The organism is uncultured Prevotella sp. (assembly GCF_946407605.1).
Lineage (GTDB): Bacteria > Bacteroidota > Bacteroidia > Bacteroidales > Bacteroidaceae > Prevotella.
Genome location: NZ_CAMJOS010000005.1, coordinates 120,314 through 143,761, shown reverse-complemented (window position 1 = coordinate 143,761; position 23,448 = coordinate 120,314). Strand labels below are relative to the sequence as shown.

Annotated in this window: 16 protein-coding genes; 8 read left to right on the top strand and 8 right to left on the bottom strand. The window is 50.2% G+C overall.

Annotation, left to right across the window (positions count from 1 at the left end; all coding sequences use genetic code 11):
- The 3 genes from Q0R57_RS04180 to Q0R57_RS04170 all read left to right on the top strand — a co-directional run.
- The coding region (locus Q0R57_RS04180; RefSeq protein WP_366516826.1) for a hypothetical protein at positions 1-366 on the top strand (366 nt) is incomplete at its 5' end.
- 228 nt (positions 367-594) lie between these two features.
- Complete coding sequence (locus Q0R57_RS04175) at positions 595-5,583, top strand: hypothetical protein (protein WP_294744147.1); 4,989 nt, start codon at positions 595-597, stop codon at positions 5,581-5,583.
- 145 nt (positions 5,584-5,728) lie between these two features.
- Positions 5,729-8,083, top strand: coding sequence for a C10 family peptidase (locus tag Q0R57_RS04170; protein WP_294744146.1), 2,355 nt, complete (start codon positions 5,729-5,731; stop codon positions 8,081-8,083).
- Positions 8,084-8,125: 42 nt separating this feature from the next.
- On the opposite strand, the gene Q0R57_RS04165 is transcribed toward Q0R57_RS04170, so the two are convergent.
- Genes Q0R57_RS04165 through Q0R57_RS04140 form a run of 6 tightly spaced genes read right to left on the bottom strand, consistent with a single transcriptional unit; the run spans position 8,126 to position 14,306 of the window.
- Positions 8,126-9,463 carry a DUF58 domain-containing protein gene (locus Q0R57_RS04165; protein WP_294744145.1) on the bottom strand — a complete coding sequence of 446 codons (1,338 nt, stop codon included), beginning with the start codon at positions 9,461-9,463 and terminating at the stop codon, positions 8,126-8,128.
- A 39-nt stretch (positions 9,464-9,502) separates the two neighbouring features.
- A complete protein-coding gene (locus Q0R57_RS04160) occupies positions 9,503-10,468 on the bottom strand; it encodes a MoxR family ATPase (RefSeq protein WP_294744144.1) in 966 nt (321 codons plus the stop codon).
- A gap of 2 nt (positions 10,469-10,470) precedes the next feature.
- Positions 10,471-11,730, bottom strand: coding sequence for a DUF4350 domain-containing protein (locus Q0R57_RS04155; protein ID WP_294744143.1), 1,260 nt, complete (start codon positions 11,728-11,730; stop codon positions 10,471-10,473).
- Positions 11,723-12,334: a DUF4129 domain-containing protein gene (locus Q0R57_RS04150; RefSeq protein WP_294744142.1), complete on the bottom strand. Its 612-nt coding sequence runs from the start codon at positions 12,332-12,334 to the stop codon at positions 11,723-11,725. Before Q0R57_RS04150 ends, Q0R57_RS04155 begins: the two co-directional genes overlap by 8 nt.
- A gap of 51 nt (positions 12,335-12,385) precedes the next feature.
- Positions 12,386-13,357, bottom strand: coding sequence for a hypothetical protein (locus Q0R57_RS04145; protein ID WP_294744141.1), 972 nt, complete (start codon positions 13,355-13,357; stop codon positions 12,386-12,388).
- Positions 13,332-14,306, bottom strand: a complete 975-nt coding sequence (locus Q0R57_RS04140; RefSeq protein WP_294744140.1) for a stage II sporulation protein M — start codon at positions 14,304-14,306, stop codon at positions 13,332-13,334. Before Q0R57_RS04140 ends, Q0R57_RS04145 begins: the two co-directional genes overlap by 26 nt.
- 108 nt (positions 14,307-14,414) lie before the next feature.
- Here Q0R57_RS04140 and Q0R57_RS04135 point away from each other — a divergent pair, with 108 nt between their 5' ends.
- Positions 14,415-15,128, top strand: coding sequence for an RDD family protein (locus Q0R57_RS04135; protein ID WP_294744139.1), 714 nt, complete (start codon positions 14,415-14,417; stop codon positions 15,126-15,128).
- On the opposite strand, the gene Q0R57_RS04130 is transcribed toward Q0R57_RS04135, so the two are convergent.
- Positions 15,125-16,600: a transporter gene (locus tag Q0R57_RS04130; RefSeq protein ID WP_294744138.1), complete on the bottom strand. Its 1,476-nt coding sequence runs from the start codon at positions 16,598-16,600 to the stop codon at positions 15,125-15,127. The two genes, Q0R57_RS04135 and Q0R57_RS04130, sit on opposite strands and share 4 nt — an antisense overlap.
- Positions 16,601-16,779: 179 nt before the next feature.
- Positions 16,780-18,834: an HDIG domain-containing metalloprotein gene (locus Q0R57_RS04125; protein WP_294744137.1), complete on the bottom strand. Its 2,055-nt coding sequence runs from the start codon at positions 18,832-18,834 to the stop codon at positions 16,780-16,782.
- A 136-nt stretch (positions 18,835-18,970) separates the two neighbouring features.
- On the opposite strand from Q0R57_RS04125, the gene gltX reads away from it, so the two are divergent.
- The 4 genes from gltX to Q0R57_RS04105 all read left to right on the top strand — a co-directional run bounded on the left by gltX (position 18,971) and on the right by Q0R57_RS04105 (position 23,341).
- Positions 18,971-20,542: a glutamate--tRNA ligase gene (gltX, locus tag Q0R57_RS04120; RefSeq protein WP_294744136.1), complete on the top strand. Its 1,572-nt coding sequence runs from the start codon at positions 18,971-18,973 to the stop codon at positions 20,540-20,542.
- Positions 20,542-21,771 carry a glycosyltransferase N-terminal domain-containing protein gene (locus Q0R57_RS04115; RefSeq protein WP_294744135.1) on the top strand — a complete coding sequence of 410 codons (1,230 nt, stop codon included), beginning with the start codon at positions 20,542-20,544 and terminating at the stop codon, positions 21,769-21,771. The genes gltX and Q0R57_RS04115 overlap by 1 nt, the downstream gene beginning before the upstream one ends.
- Before the next feature lie 8 nt (positions 21,772-21,779).
- Positions 21,780-22,877, top strand: a complete 1,098-nt coding sequence (locus Q0R57_RS04110) for a metallophosphoesterase (protein ID WP_294744134.1) — start codon at positions 21,780-21,782, stop codon at positions 22,875-22,877.
- A 68-nt stretch (positions 22,878-22,945) separates the two neighbouring features.
- On the top strand, positions 22,946-23,341 hold the full coding sequence (locus Q0R57_RS04105; protein WP_294744133.1) for an FMN-binding protein: 396 nt from the start codon (positions 22,946-22,948) through the stop codon (positions 23,339-23,341).
- Positions 23,342-23,448 lie beyond the last annotated feature (107 nt).

The following is a 23,448-nucleotide window of genomic DNA, read 5'->3' as shown; positions in this document are numbered from 1 at the left end:
ACACTCGCTTCTTGTACTACTTCTGTCTATGTAAATCTTTCAAAGAACTCTCTTTTTCATCGCCCTCAGGGAGGTTGTTTCCCGAAAGCGGATGCAAAGGTACGACTTTTTTCCGAACTACCAAAACTTTTTCAAGAAAAATTTCGTTATCGCACACAATTTTTTGTCGCTCTTGATGTAAGTCAAAGCGACAAACGGCTTACACCTTATTTATATATATATAAGAATAGCCTTCTATGGTCGAAAAAACCAATTCGTGCTATTCATGCGATTCGTGTTCAGAAAGCAAGCCCTTCTACGACCCGTTCCAACGTTTGTTTCCATCCGTTCCGACGTCATCTACGACCCGTTCCGATGATACTTTAGGGGGGTAAAGTATCATCGGAACGGCCGAAAAACACCATCGGAACGAGACGAAAGTCCCATCGGAACGAGGCAAAGGAGACTAGCGACGGATTTTAAAGAAAAAGAGAGGCAAAAACACAAAAAAAAAGCGATTTTTCTTTGTTAGTTAGAAAATAATATGTATCTTTGCTCCCGAATTATGAACTTATTCGTTTAACCTAATTATTAACTAACTAAAAACATTTTGGTATGAAAGTATTTACAAAGTTGTTTTTAACATTCGCATTGCTATGCTTTGCGGGTGTGGTGAATGCCGCAACGGAGTATGAGATCGACCAGAAGTTCACCAGCGTTGCTGCGCTGGATGGTCAGTTGTTTGTCATCTACAATGAGACAGACCAGAAGGCCATCTACAACAAAGACGCTCAGAACTTGGCTTACGACACTTATACTAACGCTGTGACAGGTGCTGCCTACTTGTGGAAGCTTCACAGCTTGGCAAACGAAGGTGTTGATGCACTTGCAAACGCCTATGCCATTGAGGCTGTAGATGCCAACGGAAACAGTATTGGATTATGGGGAAACCCGGCAATCTACTTGAATTCCGGTGCTGAAGGCGGCTTTAATGGTTGTTTCGTTCTTGGAAATGGCACACAGTACGGCACCGACGTGCAGTATGGTGGCGCTTGGGTAATCGAGTACGATGCCGACAACGGCTTTGCCTTTAAGAACGTAGCTCGTGGCGGCTATTTCGCTGGTGTGAATCCTGCTCCTACAGGCACAGATCCTATCTACTGGACTCTCTGCACGATGAAGGAAGCTCCTCAGACCGATCCTCTGGCAGAGCAGAAGGACGCTCTGACCGCTGCTATTGCGACGGGTAAGATGTACTTTGCTGTAGCTTACACAGAAGCTACATTCTCTGCTCTTAGCACTGCCATCACTGATGGTGAAGCTGCTTTGGCTGCTGAAGGAGCTACTGCAGAGTCTTTGACTAATGCTACTACAGCTATCAACAATGCTATTGCAGCTTTGGCTCTGAAGGATGGCTTTACTAACCTGACTGCTGAGATGTTCATGAGCTGGGACAGCGCTACAGAACCTACTACTGGTGCTACAACAGGCTGTTCTTTCGAACTGTTCAAGCCCTCGGGCCTGCCTTATGGTGACGGCAACGTAGGTTGGAAGAACTTTGCTCTTCTTTCTGACTATGACAAGCTGTATGTTACCTTTACCGAGGGTACTCCTCGTGTCATGATGAACCGTGATGTTGACCAGGGTCAGTGGAATGAAGACGAGACTCAGTCACACCTGATTGAATTCCCGAAGGGTGATGCTGTTTGGTCTGCTAAGTACTTCACGAATGAGAATGGTGTTGTTACCGTTGATCTGAAGCAGATTGTTGCCGACAAGGGTCTTGCTAGCCTGAACGCTATCAAGGGTGCAAACTGGGCAAATGTTACTGTAACTGGTCTGTACCTCTACAAGGAGGCTGCAGCTCCTGCTGAGATGGTTGCTTTCGATTGGGTAGCTGCTGAACAGGGTTATACTAACCAACAGGATTTGAATGATGTAGCTATTGCTCTTGATGCAAAGACGACCATGACTTGTTCTAAGGGTACTGGTTCTACAACTCCTAAGTATTATACTTCTGGTGGCGCTGTTCGTACATACGGTGGAAACACTATCACTTTCGCAGGTGAAGGTATCACTAAGATTGTGATTACTGGTGTTAGCGGTAAGGTTGCTGAATTGACAGCAAATACAGGCGAACTGACAACTGAAGGAATCGTCACAACATGGAAGGGCGAGGCTAATGAAATCGTTCTGACAAACAACACTAGCAACCAGCAGCACATTGCTAAGTTGCATGTTGTTTATGGCGGTGTAGAGGCCGACGCTGAGCCTGTACACATTGCCAACACTATTGATGAGCCTTACACCGTTGCTAAGGCTGTTGAACTGATTGACGCTGGCGACGCTCTCGACGAAACTGTATTTGTTAAGGGTATCATCTCTAAGATTGAAACCGTTAACGAAGAGCAGGATTTCATCACTTATTGGATTTCTGACAACGGTTCTACTGAGGGCCAGCAGTTCGAGTGCTACAAGGGTAAGACCATGGAAGGCTTAGCTCTTGCTGACATCGAGGTTGGTGCTGAGGTTATTGTTACTGGTAAGCTCACCAAGTACAACGAAATTTATGAGTTTGCCGCTGGCAACACTATCGCTGCTTATGTAGCTCCTGTTAAGCCTCTGTTCGCTGATGGCAAGTACTACATCCTGAACAAGGGTACTGGTAAGTATCTGGCCGGAGGTGCTTCATGGGGTACCCATGCTGTTGTAAATGCAGACGGTTTGGACTACGGTATTGCATTTGTTGATGGCAAGTACACTCTCGACTCACAGGTTTCTAATGGTGGTAACAATCACTTCCTGAATGGTGAGTGGAACGACGGTGCAGCTATGGGTTGGACTATCACTCCTGTTGCAGGTGCTGAAGGTCTTTACACCATTAGCAATGGTACCAACTTCCTGACTGCTCAGGCTGACAATCAGGTTCTGCTGCAGGGCGATGCTACTGCTGAAGCTGCTCAGTGGATGCTGAAGACTTTGGACGAGCGTATTGCTGAACTGGCTACCGCTACTGCCGAGGCTCCCGTCAACGCTACCTTCCTGATTCAGGACGCTAACTTTGGCCGCAACGACCTGCGTAAGAGTGCTTGGACAATGGTTGCTAACAACCAGAACCTCTCTGGTGGTGACAACACCAACAACAACGCTGAGTCATTCCACTCAACCTTTACGCTGAGTCAGGTTCTTGCCAACGCTCCTGCTGGTAAGTATCAGATGACTGCTCAGGGATTCTATCGTCAGGATGGTTCTGACAATGATAACCTGCCCGTATTCTATGCTAACGACAAGACTGCCACATTCCCCTTGAAGACTGGTTCTGAGAACTCTATGGCAGATGCTTCTGCATCGTTCACTGCTGGTAGCTACACCATTGAGCCTATTGCAGTTACCGTATTCGAGGATGGTCAACTGACCGTTGGTGCTAAGTTGGAGAACAACACCAACCTGTGGTGTATCTTCGATAACTTCCGTCTGACCTATCTGACGAAGGATATTCCTGCCGAGGAGTTCGAGCCTGCATACACTGCTGCTCTGGCTGCCGCCAAGGCTGCTCTGGCTGATGATAACTATGCTGCTGTAACAGGCGAGGAGAAGGCTGCTCTGGAGAAGGCTATCGCTGACTACGGCGAGATTGCTGAGCCCACAACAGAACTTTACAAGGCTGCTATTTCTGCTCTGAACGCTGCTACCAGCGCCTACACTGCTGCTAAGGGTGCTTATGAGACCTTCAACAACACTGCTGCTAGCATGGCAGATGTTCTGTTCCCATATGCTGCTCCTGGTAAGAAGGCCGCTGCTGAGGCTTCTACAGCTGCTACTCCTAAGTCAGCTGCTGATGCAACTGCTCTGACCGAGGCTGTGCTGAAGGCTTATCGTCAGTACGCTGAGTCAAGTGCTCTGCTGGAGTGCCAGTATGGTGCTGCTGTAAACATGACTGAGTCTATCGTCAACCCGAACGCCGAGGAAGCTATTGCTGAGCCTTGGGCTATTGTTAAGGGTGAAGGTTCAGGTGGTAATCTGAGCATTCTGGACGGCGAGCCTCTCACTGATGGTGATGGCAACTCTGCCTACAAGTACTTCGATGGTGGTAACTGGGGTGCAAATGCTTGGGACGTTGCTCTTGAGCAGACCATCACACTGCCTGCAGGTAAGTATTATCTGACAGTTGCTGGCCGTGCTTCTGCCGACGTTGACCTGAACCTCTTCGCTGGAGAGACCACAGCCAAGATTGCTGCTGTTGGTGCTACTGGTGGTCTGTTCGGACGTGGCTGGGGCGATGCTTCTGTTGAGTTCGAAATGGCCGAGGCTGGTGAAATTAAGATTGGTGTGCGTGGTGTAACTTCTGTTGTTCACAACTGGATGTCGTTCACTCGCTTCCGTCTGATGCAGTTCGGTGTTGCCGGTGAGGACGCTCCTGAGCTCCAGGCTCCCGAGGGTTGGAACAACGAGATTGCTAACGGCAACTTGGCTGGTGACAATGTTGACAGCTATGCTTCTAAGGAGTATCCCGCTCCCGATCCTTCTGCCTCAACTATTGTTGCAATGGCTGGTAAGGACTTCAGCCGCGGTATCGTAGTAAAGGCACAGGATAAGGTTTCTCAGGCTTGGGACAGCCAGTTCTGGATTGTTCTGAACGAGGAACTGCCTGCAGGTGCAACATTGCACGTTGAGTTCGACTACAAAGCCGACAAGGCAGGTTCTGTTAGCACACAGTCTCACGCTGCTCCTGGTGGTTACCTGCACTGGGCTTGCATTGGCAACGTGAACTTCACAACTGAGTGGCAGCACTTCTCTGCTGAGGTTACTGTTGACGCTGCTGCTAACAACATGAAGAGCATTGCATTCAACCTGAATGACATTGCTGAGGCTAACAACTACTACTTCGATAACTTCGGTGTATGGGCTAAGATTCCAGAGAAGCCGAAAGAGTGGGAGAACATCATCGTGAACAGCGATATGGAAGGCGACGACAACTCTTGCTTCTATGTAACAGAGCAGGGTGTGGGTGGTCCGTTCCTCGCTCCATTCACAGCAGGTATCGGCGTGGATGGCAGCAAGGCTGTGAAGGTTCAGTCTGCTGACAATCCTACAAACTCTTGGGATACTCAGTTCTTCATCCGTCTGCCTTATCAGCTGCCTGCTGGTACTTCTTATAAGGTATCGTTCGACTACAAGGCTGACGAGGCCGCTAAGTCTACTACTCAGGCACATGCTAATCCTGGCGACTACATCCACTACGTAGGTATTGGCGACGTGAACTTCACCGCTGACTGGCAGTCGTTCGAGTTAGAGAGCATTATCTCTGCCGATCAGAGCAAGGAAGACAAGCCCATGCAGTCAATTGCATTCAACCTCGCTGAGCTGAAGACCGCTAACCTCTATATCTTCGATAACGTGAAGTTCTTCGTTCCGAAGGATATTGTAAGCTCGCTGAATCTGAATCCTGCTGTTGATCCTCAGCCTTATCCCGAGCCTGATGGCATCAGCACTCTGAAGAATCAGAAGAATGTCGAGGGTATGTATAACCTGAATGGTCAGAAGGTGAACAAGGCTCAGAAGGGTCTGTACATCCTGAATGGCAAGAAGGTTATGGTGAAGTAAGAAGTGATAAGTGAGTAAAACTCACACATCATAACTAAAACGGCCCCCGTTGCTCTAGGCAGCGGGGGCTATTTTTCTGTTATATCGTTGGTAGTCTCGATTTTTATTTATATCTTTGCAACCAAATCAATAAAAGAAAACGAATATGAAGAAGTTATTACTACTAGTAGTCCTGATGGTCAGCCAACTGTCATGGGCAGGCAATGTAAGTGAGAATGAGGCTATGCAGAAGGCACTGGCTTTCCTGAACAAACATCAGAAGGCAGCCCCACAGGGCATGCGCCTGGCAGCAAAGGGCAGTCAGCTGACACCAAGCGAGACAGCCGAGAACTATTATGTGTTTAACGTAGGTCAGACCAACGGTTACGTCATCGTGAGTGCTGACGACCGCACCCCCGCTATTCTGGGCTATGCCGATGAGGGCACGTTTGACAAGAATAACATGCCCAAAAACATGAAGTCATGGCTGCAGGGCTATGCCGACCAACTGGATTACCTGGCCACCCACCCCGAGGCCGAGATAGCCCGCGTGGCTCTGGACGAGCATGCCCCTGTGGCTCCCCTACTGACCTCGAACTGGGACCAGGGCTCTCCCTACAACAGCCTGTGTCCCAAGGACGGCACAGACCTCTCAATAACTGGCTGCGTAGCCACAGCCATGGCTCAGGTGCTCTACTATTACAAATATCCTGAGAAGACGCTGAAGGAGATACCAGGATATACCACCTATACAAGGAAGTTTAAGATAGCTGCTACACCTGTGACCACCTTTGACTGGGACCATATGCTTGACAACTATTCTGGCAACGAGGACGAGACAGCCATCAACGCTGTGGCCACACTGATGAAGGTGTGTGGCGCTGCTTCAGAGATGGACTATACCAGCAGCTTTAGTGGAGCTAACTCCGACAACATGGACATCATCTTCAAGACCTATTTCGACTTTGACGCCACAACCCAGTATATTAGCCGCACCAGCTACCGCGCTAGAGAGTGGAACAACATTATCTATCAGGAGATGGCTGAGAGACGACCCGTGTTATATGGCGGTTATTCATCAGACTCTGGACATTCCTTTGTCATCGACGGTTACGACAAGGAAGGTCTCTTCCATGTAAACTGGGGTTGGGGAGGAAGCAGCAACGGCTATTTCCTTCTGTCTATCCTCGACCCTCACAACAATAGCGGCTATGGTGCCACCAGCAGCAACGACGGCTATAGCTTCCTTCAGGATGCCATGATTGGTGCCAAGCCGAATGAGGGTACTATTGTGGAGCCTGCTATCAGGATGACGTCGTATGGTATCAATATCACCCAATCCGAATACTTGAAGGAGGAAGGCAAGTTCAACATCAGCTTCAAGGCAGAGATGTACAACACAACAGGTGAAGCCAATGTGTTTGACATAGGAGTGGGTATCTATGATACAAACGACTCACTGGTATATGTAGAGCAGAAGCACGAAGCTATATCGTTTGACAACAACTACGGCTGGAGAGAAAAGACGATGACAGCCAAAGTGCCCGCCTTGCCCGACGGCCACTATATCACCGCTGTCGTATCAAGAAAGCACGGCACAGAGAAGTGGTATCAGAACGAAAGTACACAGAACTATTTCCTGAGCACCACCATCAGCGACGACACGCTACGCCTGAAACTTCCCACCATCAACCTGAGCGGCAGCATAGAGCTGGCTGGCAAGCTGGAAGTTGGCAACACCATAACGGCCCAGTTTGATCTTCAGAACAACGGCACGCTGTTCAACGACGTCCTGTACCTGCAGTTAGACGGCAAGGACCTGGGTGGCCGTCATCTTGACATTGATGAAGGAACAAGCGAGACGCTGTCAATGATATTCGAGCCCACAGAGGCAGGCACCAAGCATCTTGCCCTCGGCATCAAGCAATGGGTGAGAGAGAACGACCAGTGGGTTAAAGTCTTTACCGAGATTATTGGCCGCGACATTGAGGTTGCCCAAGCCCTTCCTCAGAATCTAAAGCTGAGCAATGGTAAGGTGACAAACGCCGAGATGATTAGCGATCATTATTATACCCTTAACAGCGATACTGCCGTCATCCAGTTGAATGTAAAGAACAATGGCCAAAACGACTACGAAAACGTCATCCGCGTCAGGGTTTTTAAGAGAAAAGGCGAAACCAACAGTTATAGCAATAGCTTTAATGTCGATGCACCATTGGTACTCAGCAAGGGCGACTCGCAGACCATGACTATCAACGTGCCTAACCTGACTGACGGTGTGTACTGGTTCTGCATCGTCTATAGGACCAATGGCAAGTTTGTTGATACTAACAGCGGCGAGCAATTAAACCTCTATAACTATAACGTTACTGTGCCCGAAAAACCCAATGCCATCGTTACCGTTAAAACGGACAACAAGCAACAGAGCACCATCTACGACTTGAAAGGCCAAAAGGTGACACAGCCCAGGAATGGCGGCCTGTATATCATTAATGGTAAGAAAGTGATGGTGAAAGGTTAAAATAAAAGGTGACGGCCATCCGATATGGGTGGCCGTTATCATTTATCGTGACTTAATCTCAAGATATTTGTTGATCACGTCGACGGAAAGATTCTGAGGCGTGGTCAACAATGATTGTATACCATACTGACGCAGGGTGTGGACGATGAGTCGCTGCTCGTAGGCAAACTTCTCGGCTATAACACGCTGATAGGTTTGTTCGGTTGTTATTGGTGAAGGGTGAAGGGTGGCTGGTGATTGGTGAAGGGAAGTGCCCTGAACGAAGTCGCGCAGCTCCTCGTCCTCGAAGAACACCACAAGCAGACGATGGCGCATGGCCAGTTGTCGCAGGTAGGAGAGTTGTCGGCGTAAGGCCGCCATCGACGTGAACGAGGTATAGAGGATGAGCAGCGAACGACGTGTGACATGACGTGAGAGTCCTGCCAGGAGTGCCGAATAGTCTGTCTCGCCAAAGGCTGTTTGCTCAGCATAGAGCGCCTCCTGCAGCGTCTGCATCTGTCCCTGTTGGCGAGAAGCCTGCACAAAGGTCTCGAACTGGTCGCTAAAGGTAATAAGACCCGCCTTGTCCTGCTTGTTGACAGCGACATAACTCAGCACCAGCGAGGCGTTGATGGCATAGTCGAGAAGCGTCATCTCGAGGAAGGTCTGCTGCATCATGCGGCCTTTGTCGATGACCGAGAACACCTGCTGTGAGCGTTCTTCCTGATAGACGTTGACCATGAGCAGATGGCGACGGGCGGTGGCACGCCAGTTGATGGTGCGGTAGTCATCGCCCACCACATAGTCCTTAATCTGCTCGAAGTCCGTGTTATGGCCTATGCGTCGGATGCGTTTGATTCCCATCTCGGTGAGGTTGTTGCTCATGGCGAGCAGCTCATACTGACGGAGCATAAGATAAGAAGGATAGACCTTGACATCCTGCGCCTCGCAACAGGTGAAACGACGCTGCATCAAGCCCAAGGGCGTGCTGACAAAGACCCGTGCATGGCCAAAGCCATAGACGCCACGCTTCGTGGGACGGAGGACATAGGTGATGGTGACATCGCCGTTTTTGCGGATGGGGGCCTTGAACAGCACATCGCGTCGTTGGAAGACCACGGGCACCTCGTCGATAACCTCAGTATGGATATTAAAGGGATAGGTGCTCTCTAAGCGTAGCTTCACAGGATTATCGTCGCCATTCGAGAAGCGGGGCGTTAGCATACGCCATGCCTTTATGCCCTTTCGACTCCACAACATCACGATATCGGCAGCCACCAACACCAACAGCAAGAGCAGGAGGATGCGGCCGATGGTGAACATCAGTGGAACTGCGAACCCGATGGCGATGATCAGGATAACGGCAGTCATCAGATAATAGAAGCGATGAGCTATGTACATGGGGCGAATAGGACCTATGGGGCTAATGGGGCTAGTGGGTTATTTAGGCACTTCAACCTTTTCTATCAATCGCTTGACAGCCTTGACGGGGGTGATGCCTTCCATCTCGGCCTCAGCGGTGAGGATGAGACGATGCTGCAGGATGCTAGGTGCCACGAAACGTACATCATCAGGCGTTACAAAGTCACGTCCCTGCAACAGGGCATAGGCTTTGGAAGCCTGAAGCAAAGCCACCGAAGCACGGGGCGATGCACCGAGGAACACTGCCTTGCTCTGACGGGTCTGAGCCACGATGCCTGCGATATAACGCAGCATGGCGGGATCGACAAACACCGTATCCAACAGCCGGCGCAGCTCTATCAACTGCTCCTTGGTGATGACAGGTTCCACATTCTCCAAGGCGGTAAGGCGCTGGTTGGCATGATGACGCTCCAAGATGCTAACCTCCTCGTCGAGAGAGGGATAGCCCATGGTTATCTTCATCATAAAACGGTCGGTCTGAGCCTCTGGCAGCTTATAGGTACCTTCCTGTTCCACAGGGTTCTGCGTGGCGAGGATGGTATAGAACTGTCCCATGGGATGGGTCAGTCCATCGATGGTGACCTGACGCTCTTCCATCACCTCGAAGAGGGCAGCCTGCGTCTTAGCCGGCGCACGGTTGATCTCATCGACCAACACGATATCGGCAAAGACAGGACCCGCATGGAAGTCGAAGTCGCTGGTCTTCATATTAAACACATTCGTGCCCAGCACATCCGACGGCATGAGATCGGGCGTGAACTGCACACGACTGAAATTGGCATCGATGAGCTTTGCCAGCAGACGGGCCAGCAGGGTCTTTGCCACCCCTGGCACGCCTTCAAGCAAGACGTGGCCATTGGCCAGCACAGCCGTTAGCAGCAGGTCGATATTCTCGTCCTGTCCAACGATGACGTTAGAGATCTGTCGGCGCAACAGTTCTATGCGCTCGGCAAACTGTGTGAGGTCGGTTCTTTGTTCTTCCATACTTATAGAGATTGTTGTATTTTATTCAGTTCATTGATATAGGTTTTCAGCTCCGCATCGCTGACGATATGGTTACCGCTGGCAGCTTCACGGATATTCTTCAGTATCAGGCTCAGCTCTTGCTCGTCGATACCAGTATGACGGGCCAGAAGAGCAATAGGACCAGAGGGCGAGCTGTCGGTGACAGTGATGTCGATGCCCGTCTGGCGACGAATCTCTTCGGTGGTATATGTGAGCTTCTTAGCCAAGAGACCAGGGTTCCAATGGTCCTGCCAGTAGAGCGTGCCGATGAGACGGACAAACTCCAGGTTATGGTTCTGCGGCTTCTGCACCACGGGGATGACACGCTGACGGCGACGTGCCGTGAAGATGCAGAACAGCAGGATGGAGAGCAACGTCAAATAGAGTGCCCAGCGCAACGGTGGTTCCCTGAGGAACACATAAAAAGGTGTAGACTCCTTTTGTGCCGTGATGCTCATATAGGCCTCAGTACGAATGACGGGATGTTGCTTCAGACGGTCCATCAGTCGTCCTATCAGCGCCCATCCGTCACTACTCACCATCGTATAGTTGGTAAGCAGTAGCGGAGCCGACACGAGGATAAATTCTCCCTTGCCAATAGGATAGGATACAGCTAGTGCATTTGGTTTCTGCTCCACATCTTCATCGTCATCATCCTCCTCATCATCCGGCGATTTAAAGGTCATCAGCACCCGAGATGGGATGGTGTCAGAAGGCTGTATGGTCCGTTCAATCATCTGCGAATAGACATGCAACGACAATGGATGGTGGGCGTAGATGCTGTCCTGCGCCCAGGCCACAAGGGCTTTGGTGGGCGCTTTCCCTGCCACATCCTGCAACCTGAACAGGCTATTCCATTTGGTATCAAAACCTAGTGTGTCGCTCCAGTCATAAGGAATCGACGTAGCCACCATCAGCGTATGACCCTCAGATGCCAGTTGCAGGATATAGTTACAGTCACGCTCTGAGAAGCTTTCATTCGTGATAATCAGGATTGACTTGGGACTGTCTGCCACGCTATCATCAGTAAAGATCTGCCTCAACGTACGATTGTCAACGATATAACCATTAGACATGGTGGCTTTCATCACACTATCGAACACCTGACAGCCGAAGGGCTGCGCATCCACATGACTAAATGTGGGTTGCCACACGAAATGGCGAGGCATGCGATATTCGATGATCAGCACGACAAGCAGCATGACGAGGATGCCTATGATAAACTTATTGCGACTACTCATAAGTGCCACCTCCTTTCATGACTTTGGCCTGCAGGGCTTTCACCTGTTCGTAGAGCTCGGCAGTGGCTTCGTAGTTGCCATAGCGCACATTGATGAAATGACGCGAGAGCGATGAGAAGGCAGGCATATTGACTTGACGCACATACTGTGAAGGCGTCTTTGAAGGCTGCCACTCAATCTTACCTGTATCTTCCAGATACTTCAAGGTCTGCAGATAGCTCAGTCTGACGGCCTGACGATAGTCAGCAGCCTTCAATGCCTGCTTTATATCTGCCTCGAAGTTAACACCATAGATAGTATCTTCCTCTACGTCATAATCCAGCGGCTCTTCTTTATCTCCCTTCATAAACAGCTTCGGACGCTTATACCACCAGAGCCACGCCAGGAAAGCCAGCACCAGTACACCTATAAATATTAATAGGTAATAGGTGAAGTCGTTGTCGAGCACCACATCGAAAGTATCTTTTATCCATTCGCTGATGACCTCCGATAGCCATTCCAACAGATTCTGACTACCACCCATGAGTTCACGGTCGTAGTCATAGCGCGGGTCTTGCTGGAAGGCAACCAGCTGCACGGAATCTATTTGAAGGGTATCGGGCATGAAAGGTGAAAGGTGAAAGGTGAAAGGTGAAGGGTGAAAGGTGAAGAGTGATTAGAAGTTATCGAACTCGTCGAAGCGCTCAATATTCTTGGCCACTCCTACCCCATCAATCTTATCGCTGGCATGACCATACTGAATGGTGGTGCCAACAATCGTGAGGATGCACGAGACGTAATAGCCCAGACAGGTGAGGATGCAGGTGATGTACTGGAGGGCATCGTACAGGAACGAGTTGAAGAAACTGCCATCCTGCTTGTCGGACACCGTAAACACCATCTTCACCATTGACAGGATGTACCAAGGCATCATGGTAAACGACTGGATGACAAAAGTGATGAAGCTTATCACAAAGGTGATGGCAAAGATGCCGCCCCAAGTGGCGAATCCCAGACGGATGCCTTTCATATAAGCCTCGAATACACCTGTTTGACCCTCCATCAGATAAACGGGAGGCACCATGGTCATAGGCAACATGATGGCCAGCATCAAGGCATAGAGCAATACCACTCCCAGCAATGCCAATACTTCGTTGAGTGAGAATAAGAGGACCATCACCAATGCAAAGAGCACCAGAATGGCGATGGCGATGACCACTCCCACCAGCGTCATGATTACGCAACGCTTAAAGCAGAACCATAGCTCTGGCTTCAGCTCGTCCATCGTCAGGTTGGCCAGTCGCTCCTGTCTAACGGTATATAGACGTATCATGGCAAAGAGCAAGGCTGCGAGAATCATATACGATAGGATACCCACAACCAGGGTTGCCAACGACGAGAGTCCGAAGGTGATCAGCTCTTCATTAGCCATCGAGCCAGCCGAGCTGATTGTCGTTATCAGACTGATATAACCATTCCAGAAGTGATTGGCAAAGAAGGCCATCACCATGCTGACGGGCAGCATGATATAGATGAAATACTTCAAAATAGTGCGCCAGTTCTCACGCAAGAAGTTAAAGGTGTCACCCAGCTTATCCGTAAAGGTGCGGGTACGGTAAATCTCAATTTTCGGGGTTTGCTGTTGCATGGTTTCTGTTTCTTAAATAGGGTAAGACAATATAGTAATATATGATAAAGGCTGCAGAGAGCAGAATGACCGTCAGACGGAACGCATTGGGATACTCCGTATGGCGAGTCAGGAAACTCTCTATAAAGCCGGCAATACAGAAGAGAGGCACGGTGCCAACGACAATTTTCAGACCGCGTTTGGCACCACGACGGAAGGAGTAGAGGCGAGAGTAGGTACCTGGGAACAGCCATCCATTGCCCATGGCCAGGCCAGCAGCACCCGCTACTATGATTGCAGAAATCTCGATGGTGCCATGAAGCCAGATAGCCAATGCCGACTCCCACAACAGACCGTGCTGGGCAAAGAACGTCTGGAAGGCCCCTATCATGATGCCATTCTGAAACAGCACAAAGCCAGTGGCAAAGCTGGTCAGCAGTCCTGAGGCGAAAGCCATAAACGACACCTTGATATTATTTGTGGTGATACCTATGAACATCATACCCTCTGGAGAGCCGTCATAGACAGCCATCGGATTGCCGTTCTCGATATTCTCCAGCGTCATATCCACATAAGCGTTTCCTAAGATGAGTCGCGAGAACTCGGGGTCTAACCATTGTGACACCATCCCAACCAGTGCACTGGCCAGGAAGATGATAAACGACAGGCGCAGCTCCTTACGGGCATCCCACATAATCTGGGGAACCTCCCGTGTCCAAAACGTGATGATACGTGACCACCGTTCCCGTTTGTTGCGATAGATATTATTATGGATGGCCGAAGCGAGGTTGTTCAGATAGAGCGTGATACGCGAATTGGGATAGTGCGTCTGCGAGAATGCCAAGTCGGAAGTCACATCGATATAGGCATCAGCCATCTCGTCGGGTGATGAGAGTCTCGGACTCTCTGCCACCGTCTCATAGGCTCGCCATTTCTCGAGATTCTGTCTGATAAACGTCACTTCTTTCATGCGTAGAATGAAATTTGGCACAAAATTAATAAATAATTGCCAAATAACCGCACGCTTTTGCATTTTTTTCGTAACTTTGCAATCACATTATCACAACAGAGCTGACAAATGGCAGAATCAGGCATTATTACAGGACAATATGTTCGCATACAACCAACGGTGGCCAGCGTGGGCGACCGCATCTTTGCGCAGCTCATCGACTGGGGTGTGCTACTGGCCTATATAGCTCTGCTAACATGGTTTGTTGTAGAAACAAATATCAGCGGATGGGTTGTTGCCACACTCTATTTATTCCCGCTGCTGTTCTACACGCTGATTTGTGAAGTCCTTAACCAGGGACAGACCTTGGGAAAGATGGTCTTAAATATCCGAGTGGTGAAGATGGACGGCTCGATGCCTACGCTGGGCGCCTACCTGATGCGATGGATGCTCTGGCTCATCGATGGTCCTGCCACCAGCTTCGTAGGACTTGTTGCCATGATTCTGAACCGCAACAACCAGCGACTGGGCGACATGGCAGCTGGCACGGTGGTTATCAAGAAGCAGAAATACAAGAAGATACAGATTAGTCTGGATGAGTACGACTATCTGGCAAAGAACTATACGCCGCGCTATCCGCAGGCTTCCGACCTGTCGCTGGAGCAGATAGAGATTATCACTCGTGCTATCAGCACACAGCGCGACGGCTTTGACCTTCGCCTCAACCAGTTGGCCAAGAAGGTGCAGCAGAAGTTCAATATCGAGAGAAAAGAAGCGAACGACCTCGCCTTCTTGCAGCGGGTCGTTCGCGATTATCAGTATTATGCCTTAGAGGAAATTTAGAGCGTTACTTCGCAACCCAGTCCCAGCACATAGTTGGTACGTGTGAAAGTATCGCTGATACGAGGATTGTCCTGAGTGATACGGTCGTAGTTGCTATAGTTGGTCTGGAAATAACCAGCCTTCAGCGTTACATTGTCGGTTGCCTTGAAATTGGTTCCGAAGCCGATGCTATAGCTATTTACCACAAACGACATATCGTTCATATATGCATCAGTCAATCCATAGCGGGTCAGCTGACCACCCAAAGAAATCGTCACACGGTCGTTAACATCCCACTCAGCACCCAAAAGGAACTCGTTTGTATCGTGGTCCAACAAGTCCTGAGAATTGTTATACCATGTAGTGCTCTTGTCGAAATAGTGGTGCCAACCAGCATTCAGGCGCACCTCATCCAATGGACTCCACATAGCACCAAGAACCAACTGGGCAGGCTGATCCTCGGGAATTTCCTCACCATCACGGAACTTATTCACAGCGGCAATCTCACTGGCCTGATTAACGGTAGACTCGTTCTTCATGTGAATCTCGGTCTTGAACTCATACTTAGCAGCAAAGTTGAACTGACCCATCTTGTAGTCTACACCTACAACAGGAGCAATGCCTACACTTGACTGGTTACACAGCAGGTTTACACCCTGAGAATATTTCTGCAAAGCGTTCAGACTGGTCTTCGTACCCTTCAATTGAGTCTGTTGCGCTACCAATTCCGCAGGAACTGTAGCACCAGCAGCCTCATACTGGGCAATACCTGCAGCCACCTTATCAAGACCTGCATCAACAGTAGCTATAGAATTATCGAGGAAAGTGCCGAAATCTACATAGCCACCACCTGTATTCACCATGATATTGCTAATCTTAGCCTTATAGGTAGCTGTACCATAAAGGATGCGCAGACCACCATATACTGCCAGATTATCGTTCACCTTATAAGCAGAACCCAACTGGAAACCGAAGTAATACTGACGACCCTGCATATAGCCATCCATATCGTAACCAGTGGCACCGAGGGGCTTCAGCTGATTGGCAATAGCACCTACTGTGCTCTCAAAAGAGCCCAGACCATCGTTGAATTCACAGGCACCACCACCTCCAGGTACTGAGAAGTTGAACTGAAGACTCCAGTTACCTTTATTATAGGCAGCCTGCAGCGAGGGGATAAAAGGCGCATCGGCCACACCTTCGAATGTCTTTACCGTCTTACCCTCATTCTTACGTCCCAAAGCAAACACGGGGTTCGTTGAAGTGATCGTACGTGTCTGGTGAGCATACTGCCAGTTGATGCCCAGATGGAAACCTTCGGGCATGAAGGCCACACCAGCGGGGTTTGAGTACACACCGTCGAGACCAATAGCTGCATCACGAGCGGGATTGCGAAGGAAATCAATACTTTGATTCGTGTTGGTTAAGATACCACCAGCCTGAGCTGTTGTGGCTGCCAGCACGAGGCCGGCCAGAATTGCTTTTGTTTTCATATCCTGTTTAACAATACTTTGAAAAATCGGCTGCAAAGGTACGTTTGTTGTCGCACACAAGCGAAAGAAATGTGCACGATTTAAGCTTCGTTAACCTAACAAATATTAAATTCTGCACAAACCACACTAGTTTGTGCAGAATACAATTGCACATTTCTGCCTTTTTGTGTGCAAAAATGCTATTTCTTCATCTCCGGATAGCTGATGCGGGTATGATAGATGGTCTTGAGTTTCTCGATGAGCACCGTCTTAGCATACTGGATATCACGGAAGGTGATGGGACACTCATGGAAGAAGCCATCGGCCACCATACCGTCGATGAGTTTGTTGACCAACTGACGGATGCTATGTTCTGTATAGTCGGGGAGCGAACGTGAAGCCGCCTCCACAGCATCTGCCATCATCAGGATGGCCTGCTCCTTGGTAAAGGGATTAGGACCAGGATAGGTAAAGAGCAGGTCGTCGACAGGCTCATCGGGATGCTCGTTCTTGTACTTAATATAGAAGTATTTAGCCTTGCCCAGTCCGTGGTGTGTGGCTATGAAGTCTCGGATTTGTACGGGCAAGTTGTATTGGTCGGCCAGTTTCAGGCCCTCCGTCACATGACTGATTATCATCTGGGCACTATCGATACAGGTCAGCTGGTCGTGAGGACTAATGCCACCCGACTGGTTCTCTGTGAAGTAGATAGGATTCTGCATCTTGCCGATGTCATGATAGAGAGCGCCAGTACGCACCAACTGCGGATTGGCCCCCAGTTTTCGGGCTATCTCGGCTGCCAGGTTTCCCACCTGAATACAATGCTGGAAGGTGCCTGGAGCCACCTCGCTCATGCGTCGCAACAGGTCTTTATTCATATCGCTCAGCTCAATCAGCGTGATATCAGAGATGAAGCCGAAGAACTTCTCAACCAAGTAGAGCAACGGATAACTACAGAAGATGATGATGCCGCAGATAGCAAGATAGACATATTCGCTACGGTCGATGCCTGCAAAGTCATTATGAAGAATCATGAAGACAGCCAAGTTGGTCACCATCGCCATCATGGTGGTGATGATAGCCGTCCAGAACAGCTGCGAACGACTGGACAACTCACGCAAAGAGAATACCGCCGTGAAGCCAGCCACCATCTCTACAGCAATAAACTCAAACGGTTTCTGAAGGAGGGAAGCACATATCAGCACCACGGTAGTATGCGCCATCAGGGCTGTGCGTGAATCCATAAACACCCTGACGAATATCGGCACAATGGCAAAGGGCAGCACAAAGACATGGAACATGGTATGTCCCACCAAGACCGATGCCATTGCTGTGGCAATGATGATGAATGCGAAGATCATGCCGATAGAGCGCATGCGCTGAAAATAGTCCTTGCGATAAAGCGTGAGATAGAGCGTAAAGAGCGTGATGATAATCAGCACGAAGAGCGTCTCGCCAAGGAACTTTGACAGTTCCGAGTTAATGTTTGAGTGACGACGGTCCAACTCTTTCAGATAAGAGCTGATGACCTGATAGGTCTGAGGCGTGACAACCTCACCCTGACTCACAATCTTCTGTCCGCTTTGCACCACGCCAACAGCCAGCGGCACGCTGTTAAGCAGATCAAGGCGTGCCGACTCACTACGGTCCTCATCATAGATAAGGTTAGGTTCCAAGAACACGTTGAGGTCTATCTCCTTGAGCACATCGCGATAGATCAGCAACTGCGGCGACTGCAGAAACTCCTCATAGACCTGACGCGGCGTAGCCACCTGTATGGCAGGGATCTCCGTCACCTCCTTATCGTCAATACGTCGCAACATCTGCAAAGAGTCTGCGGCATTGCCCAGCGGCTCTTCATCATTGACGATACCCATAGTATAAACCTTTTGCAGATAGTTGACCATCGTATGCTGGAAGCTTCGCCCATACTCTGGGAAGTTCTTCCTGAGATGCTCTGCCAACAGCTTCTCCTGACGCGGGCCAACCTCTTTATTGAAGATGTAATAGGGTGCGAAATTACGTACTGCCTCTTCACGCTCGCTCTGTACCAGCGAGTCGCTTTTGAAGACAGGGAAGTCGAAGGTGGCCACCAAATCATTGTATAGCCACACCTTACCCATCTCCATCTTGTAGTTGTGGGCATTATCGCGAGGCATGAACCACACTATCAGCGCCACCGTGCCCAGCACCAAGGCCACACGCAGCACCACATCGCGCCATGTTATATCTGTTTTAAAGTTAAATTTCTGCATAGTTTTATGGGATTTGCGTGCAAAGATACTAAATTATCGACAATTCTTGCATGTAAAACGAATAAAATTCGAACTGACAACCGATAATTAAGAATTATTTCGTACCTTTGCAGCCAAATTTATATAATAAGGTATAATGACAGACAGAAAAGTAAGGGTGCGCTTTGCACCCAGTCCCACAGGACCCCTCCATATCGGCGGTGTTCGTACCGCTTTGTACAACTATCTCTTTGCCCGTCAGCACGGCGGCGAGCTGGTGTTCCGTATCGAGGACACCGACACCACCCGCTTTGTGCCTGAGGCTGAGGCTTATATCATCGAAGCCTTCCAGTGGCTGGGCATCAAGTTCGACGAAGGTGTGAGCTTCGGCGGCAACTATGGCCCCTATCGTCAGAGCGAGCGTCGCGACATCTATAAGAAGTATGTGCAGTTGCTGCTCGACAACGGTAAGGCCTACGTGGCTTTCGACACACCTCAGGAGCTGGCTGCCAAGCGCGAGGCTGTAGAGAATTTCCAGTACGACTGCCACACTCGCAGTCAGATGCGCAACTCGCTGACCCTGCCCAAGGAAGAGGTGGAGCAGCTGATGCGTGATACTGACACCTGGGTGGTGCGCTTCAAGGTGGAGCCCGGTCAGGAAGTGCTGGTCGATGATATGATTCGTGGCGAGGTGCGTGTGAAGAGCGAGATTTGCGACGACAAGGTGCTCTACAAGCGTCACGACGAGCTGCCTACATATCATCTGGCTAACATCGTCGACGACCATCTGATGGAGATTACCCACGTGATTCGTGGCGAGGAGTGGTTGCCTTCTGCCCCACTCCATGTGCTGCTCTATCAGGCCTTTGGCTGGGAGGACACCATGCCTCGCTTTGCTCATCTGCCCCTGCTGCTCAAGCCGAGTGGAAAGGGCAAGCTATCGAAGCGCGATGGCGACGAGCTGGGATTCCCTGTGTTCCCCCTCGACTGGCACGGCAAAGACAAGGAAGGCAACCCTGTGTTCTGCAGCGGCTACCGCGAGTACGGTTATTTCCCTGAGGCCGTCATCAACTTCCTGGCTCTGCTGGGCTGGAACCCTGGTGGTGAGCAGGAAATCTTCTCACTAGACGAGCTGGTGCCCCTGTTCGATATCACCAAGTGCTCTAAGGCTGGCGCCAAGTTCGACTATGTGAAAGCCGCTTGGTTCAACCATCAGTATCTGCTCATGCATCCTGACACCGACTGGTGTCCTGCTTTCGACAAGCTGCTTAAGGACAACGGCATCGACGCTACTGCTGAGCAGGAGGCTGAGGTGATAAGGATGATGAAGACGAAAGTCATTGAATATCAGGATAAACTGGGCAACAAACGCAAGCGTAACGTGTCGTTCCCCAGCGACCTGTGGCCCCTCACCAAGTTCTTCTTCGTGGCTCCCACCAGCTTCGACAAGGAAGGCGACAAGTTTATCCGCAAGAACTGGAACGAGAATACTGCTGAGCAGATGAGCCAGATGGTGGCTGTGCTGGAGACCATCACAGACTGGAGCGTTGAGGGCCAGAAGGCCGTCATCGACCCCTGGGTAGAGCAGACTGGCATCAAGCCCTGGAACGCATGGCGCATTGCCCTCGTGGGTGCTGGTCAGGGTCCCGATATGTACGAGCTGTCAACCTTCCTAGGCAAGGAAGAAACCATTCGCAGAACAAAGAAAGCCATTGAACTGTTAGGCTAATGTATAATATCATCATCTATCTCTACCTGTTAGGAGTAGCCGTCTACAGCCTTTTCAACGAGAAGGTCCGTAAGATGTGGCGTGGCGAACGCGATGCCATCCGTGTGCTCCGCGAGAAGGTAGACCCCAAGGCCCGCTACGTATGGTTCCATGCTGCCTCGCTGGGTGAGTTCGAGCAGGGCCGTCCGCTAATGGAGCAGATCAAACGTGAGCATCCGGATATCAAGATCCTGCTGACGTTCTTCTCGCCGTCAGGCTATGAGGTGCGCAAGAACTACGAGGGTGCTGATATTATCTGCTATCTGCCACTCGACACCATTGGCAATGCGCGCCGTTTTCTGCGTGCCATACGCCCTGAGATGGCTTTCTTCATCAAGTACGAGTTCTGGTACAACTACCTGCATATCCTGAAGCATCGCAACGTGCCTGTCTATAGCGTGTCGAGCATCTTCCGCGAAGACCAGGTGTTCTTCCGTTGGTACGGATACCAGTATGGACGAGTGCTGAAATGCTTCACCCACTTCTATGTGCAGAACGAGCTGAGCAAGACACTTCTGGCCAAGATTGGTCTGACCAACGTCACCGTGACTGGCGATACCCGCTTCGACCGCGTGCTGCAGATCAAGGAGCAGGCCAAGCAACTGCCCATCGTAGAGAGCTTCACCAATAAGGCACAAAAAGTCTTTATCGCTGGCTCATCATGGCAACCTGATGAAGAGATCTTTATTAAATACTTCAACGAGCATCGCGACTGGAAGCTCATCATCGCTCCTCATGTTATTGGTGAGGACCACCTACAGCAGATAGAAAAGATGCTCGAAGGAAGAAAAATTGTCAGATACACAGAAGCCTCATCAGACCCATCAGCCCTTGCTGATGCTGAAGTCCTGATTATCAACTGCTTCGGCCTGCTGTCGAGTATCTACCACTATGCCAACGTGACCTATGTGGGCGGCGGCTTTGGTGTTGGCATCCACAACACGCTGGAGGCTGCCGTATGGGACGTTCCCGTCATCTTCGGCCCCAACAACCAGAAGTTCCAGGAGGCCCAAGGACTCAAGGCCTGTAAGGGTGGTTTTGAGATTACCTGCTACGAGGACTTTGAAAAGCTGATGAACCGCTTCGACAGCGACAGCAGCGCCCTGGAAGAGGCTGGCCATCAGGCTGGCGCATACGTCAAGTCGTTGTCTGGTGCCACGAAGCTCATTCTGTCGGATGTAACCCTTTAACCTTCATCATGAAGTATATGTGGATGCTGCTATTCTTCGCACTACCCTTCCTGGCCCTCGCCTATATTGGTTGGCATGTGTGGACTCTCGTGCCGCTGCCTCGTCTGTGGCGAGGCGTGCTCATCGGCATTGGCGTTGTCTGCTTCATGATGACCTTCCTTAATTTCAGTCGCACCACCGACCGCATGCCCCTATGGGTAGGACAGTTGGTGTACGACATTGGCAACAGCACCCTCTTCGTCCTGCTCTACATGGTCATCATCTTCCTGGTGCTCGACCTGGGACGCATCGTGCGACTAGTGCCCAAGGCCATGCTCCATCAGAATGTCTATACCACCATCGTCATCACCATCGGACTGTTTGTCATCTTCATGCTGGGCAACATCCAGTATCGACACAAGAAGCGCGTAGAACTGACGCTGACCACAGAGAAGCCCCTCGAAAGGCCCCTGCGACTGGTGATGCTTAGCGACCTGCACATAGGCTATCACAATACCAGGGCCGAGCTGAGCCGCTGGGTTGACATCATCAACAGCGAAAAGCCCGACTATGTGCTCATCGCTGGCGATATCATCGACATGAGTATGCGACCACTCATCGAGGAGCGGATGGCTGACGAATTCCATCGCATCAAGGCACCCGTCTATGCCTGTCTGGGCAACCACGAATTCTTCAGCGGAGAGTCGCAGGCACAGCAGTTCTATAAGGATGCAGGCATCCGTCTGCTGCGCGACACCTGCGAAGTGACTGGCGACCTGTGTATCATTGGGCGCGACGACCGCATGAACTTCCACCGTAAGGCTGCCGCCAAGATTTTTGGCGAGGCCGACCACACGAAATACACCATCGTCATGGACCACCAGCCCCACCATCTGGAGCAGGCTGAGAATGCCGGCATCGACTTCCAGCTGAGCGGACATACCCATCGTGGACAGGTGTGGCCCATTTCGTGGATCACCGACTACATCTACGAATGCTCACACGGCGAATACCAGCGTGGCAACACCCGCTACTACGTCTCCTCGGGTATCGGCATCTGGGGCGGTAAGTTCCGCATAGGCACCCAGTCGGAGTATGTGGTGGCAGAAATATCGCATCGAGATTAAACAGAACTGCTGTTTTTACGTCAAATCATCATAGGAACAAGAAAAAATCAAATAAAAACTGAACACAGATGAAGAAGATTGCTATGTTTTGCGCTGCCCTTGCTGCCATCGTGCTGCTGACTAGCGCCAAGAAAAAGGACAATAACATCATGACCAAGGAGAACGGCGTCTATATCGTCAATACCACCGAACTGGGCAAAGACGTGAAAGGATACATCGACGCCACGCCCCTGAAAGTGTATATCAGCAAGAACAAAATCCAGAAGATTGAGTTCCTGCCCAACCAGGAGACGCCCAAATACTGGAACGCCTGCGCCAAGCACATGTTGAACAAATGGGACGGCATGAAGGTTTCCGAAGCCAAGACGGCAGAGGTCGACGGACGCACTGGCGCCACCTTCTCCAGCGATGCCGTGAAGAAAAACGTGAAGCTCGCCCTGGAATACTACGAGAAGAACAAGTAAGAGACTTTCTCTTCAAAAAAAGAATTTTAGCATAAGGCCTCGGATTTCGATTCCGAGGCCTTTCTTTATAATCTAAATTGATTTTTTCTTTGGTTCTTTAAAATAAA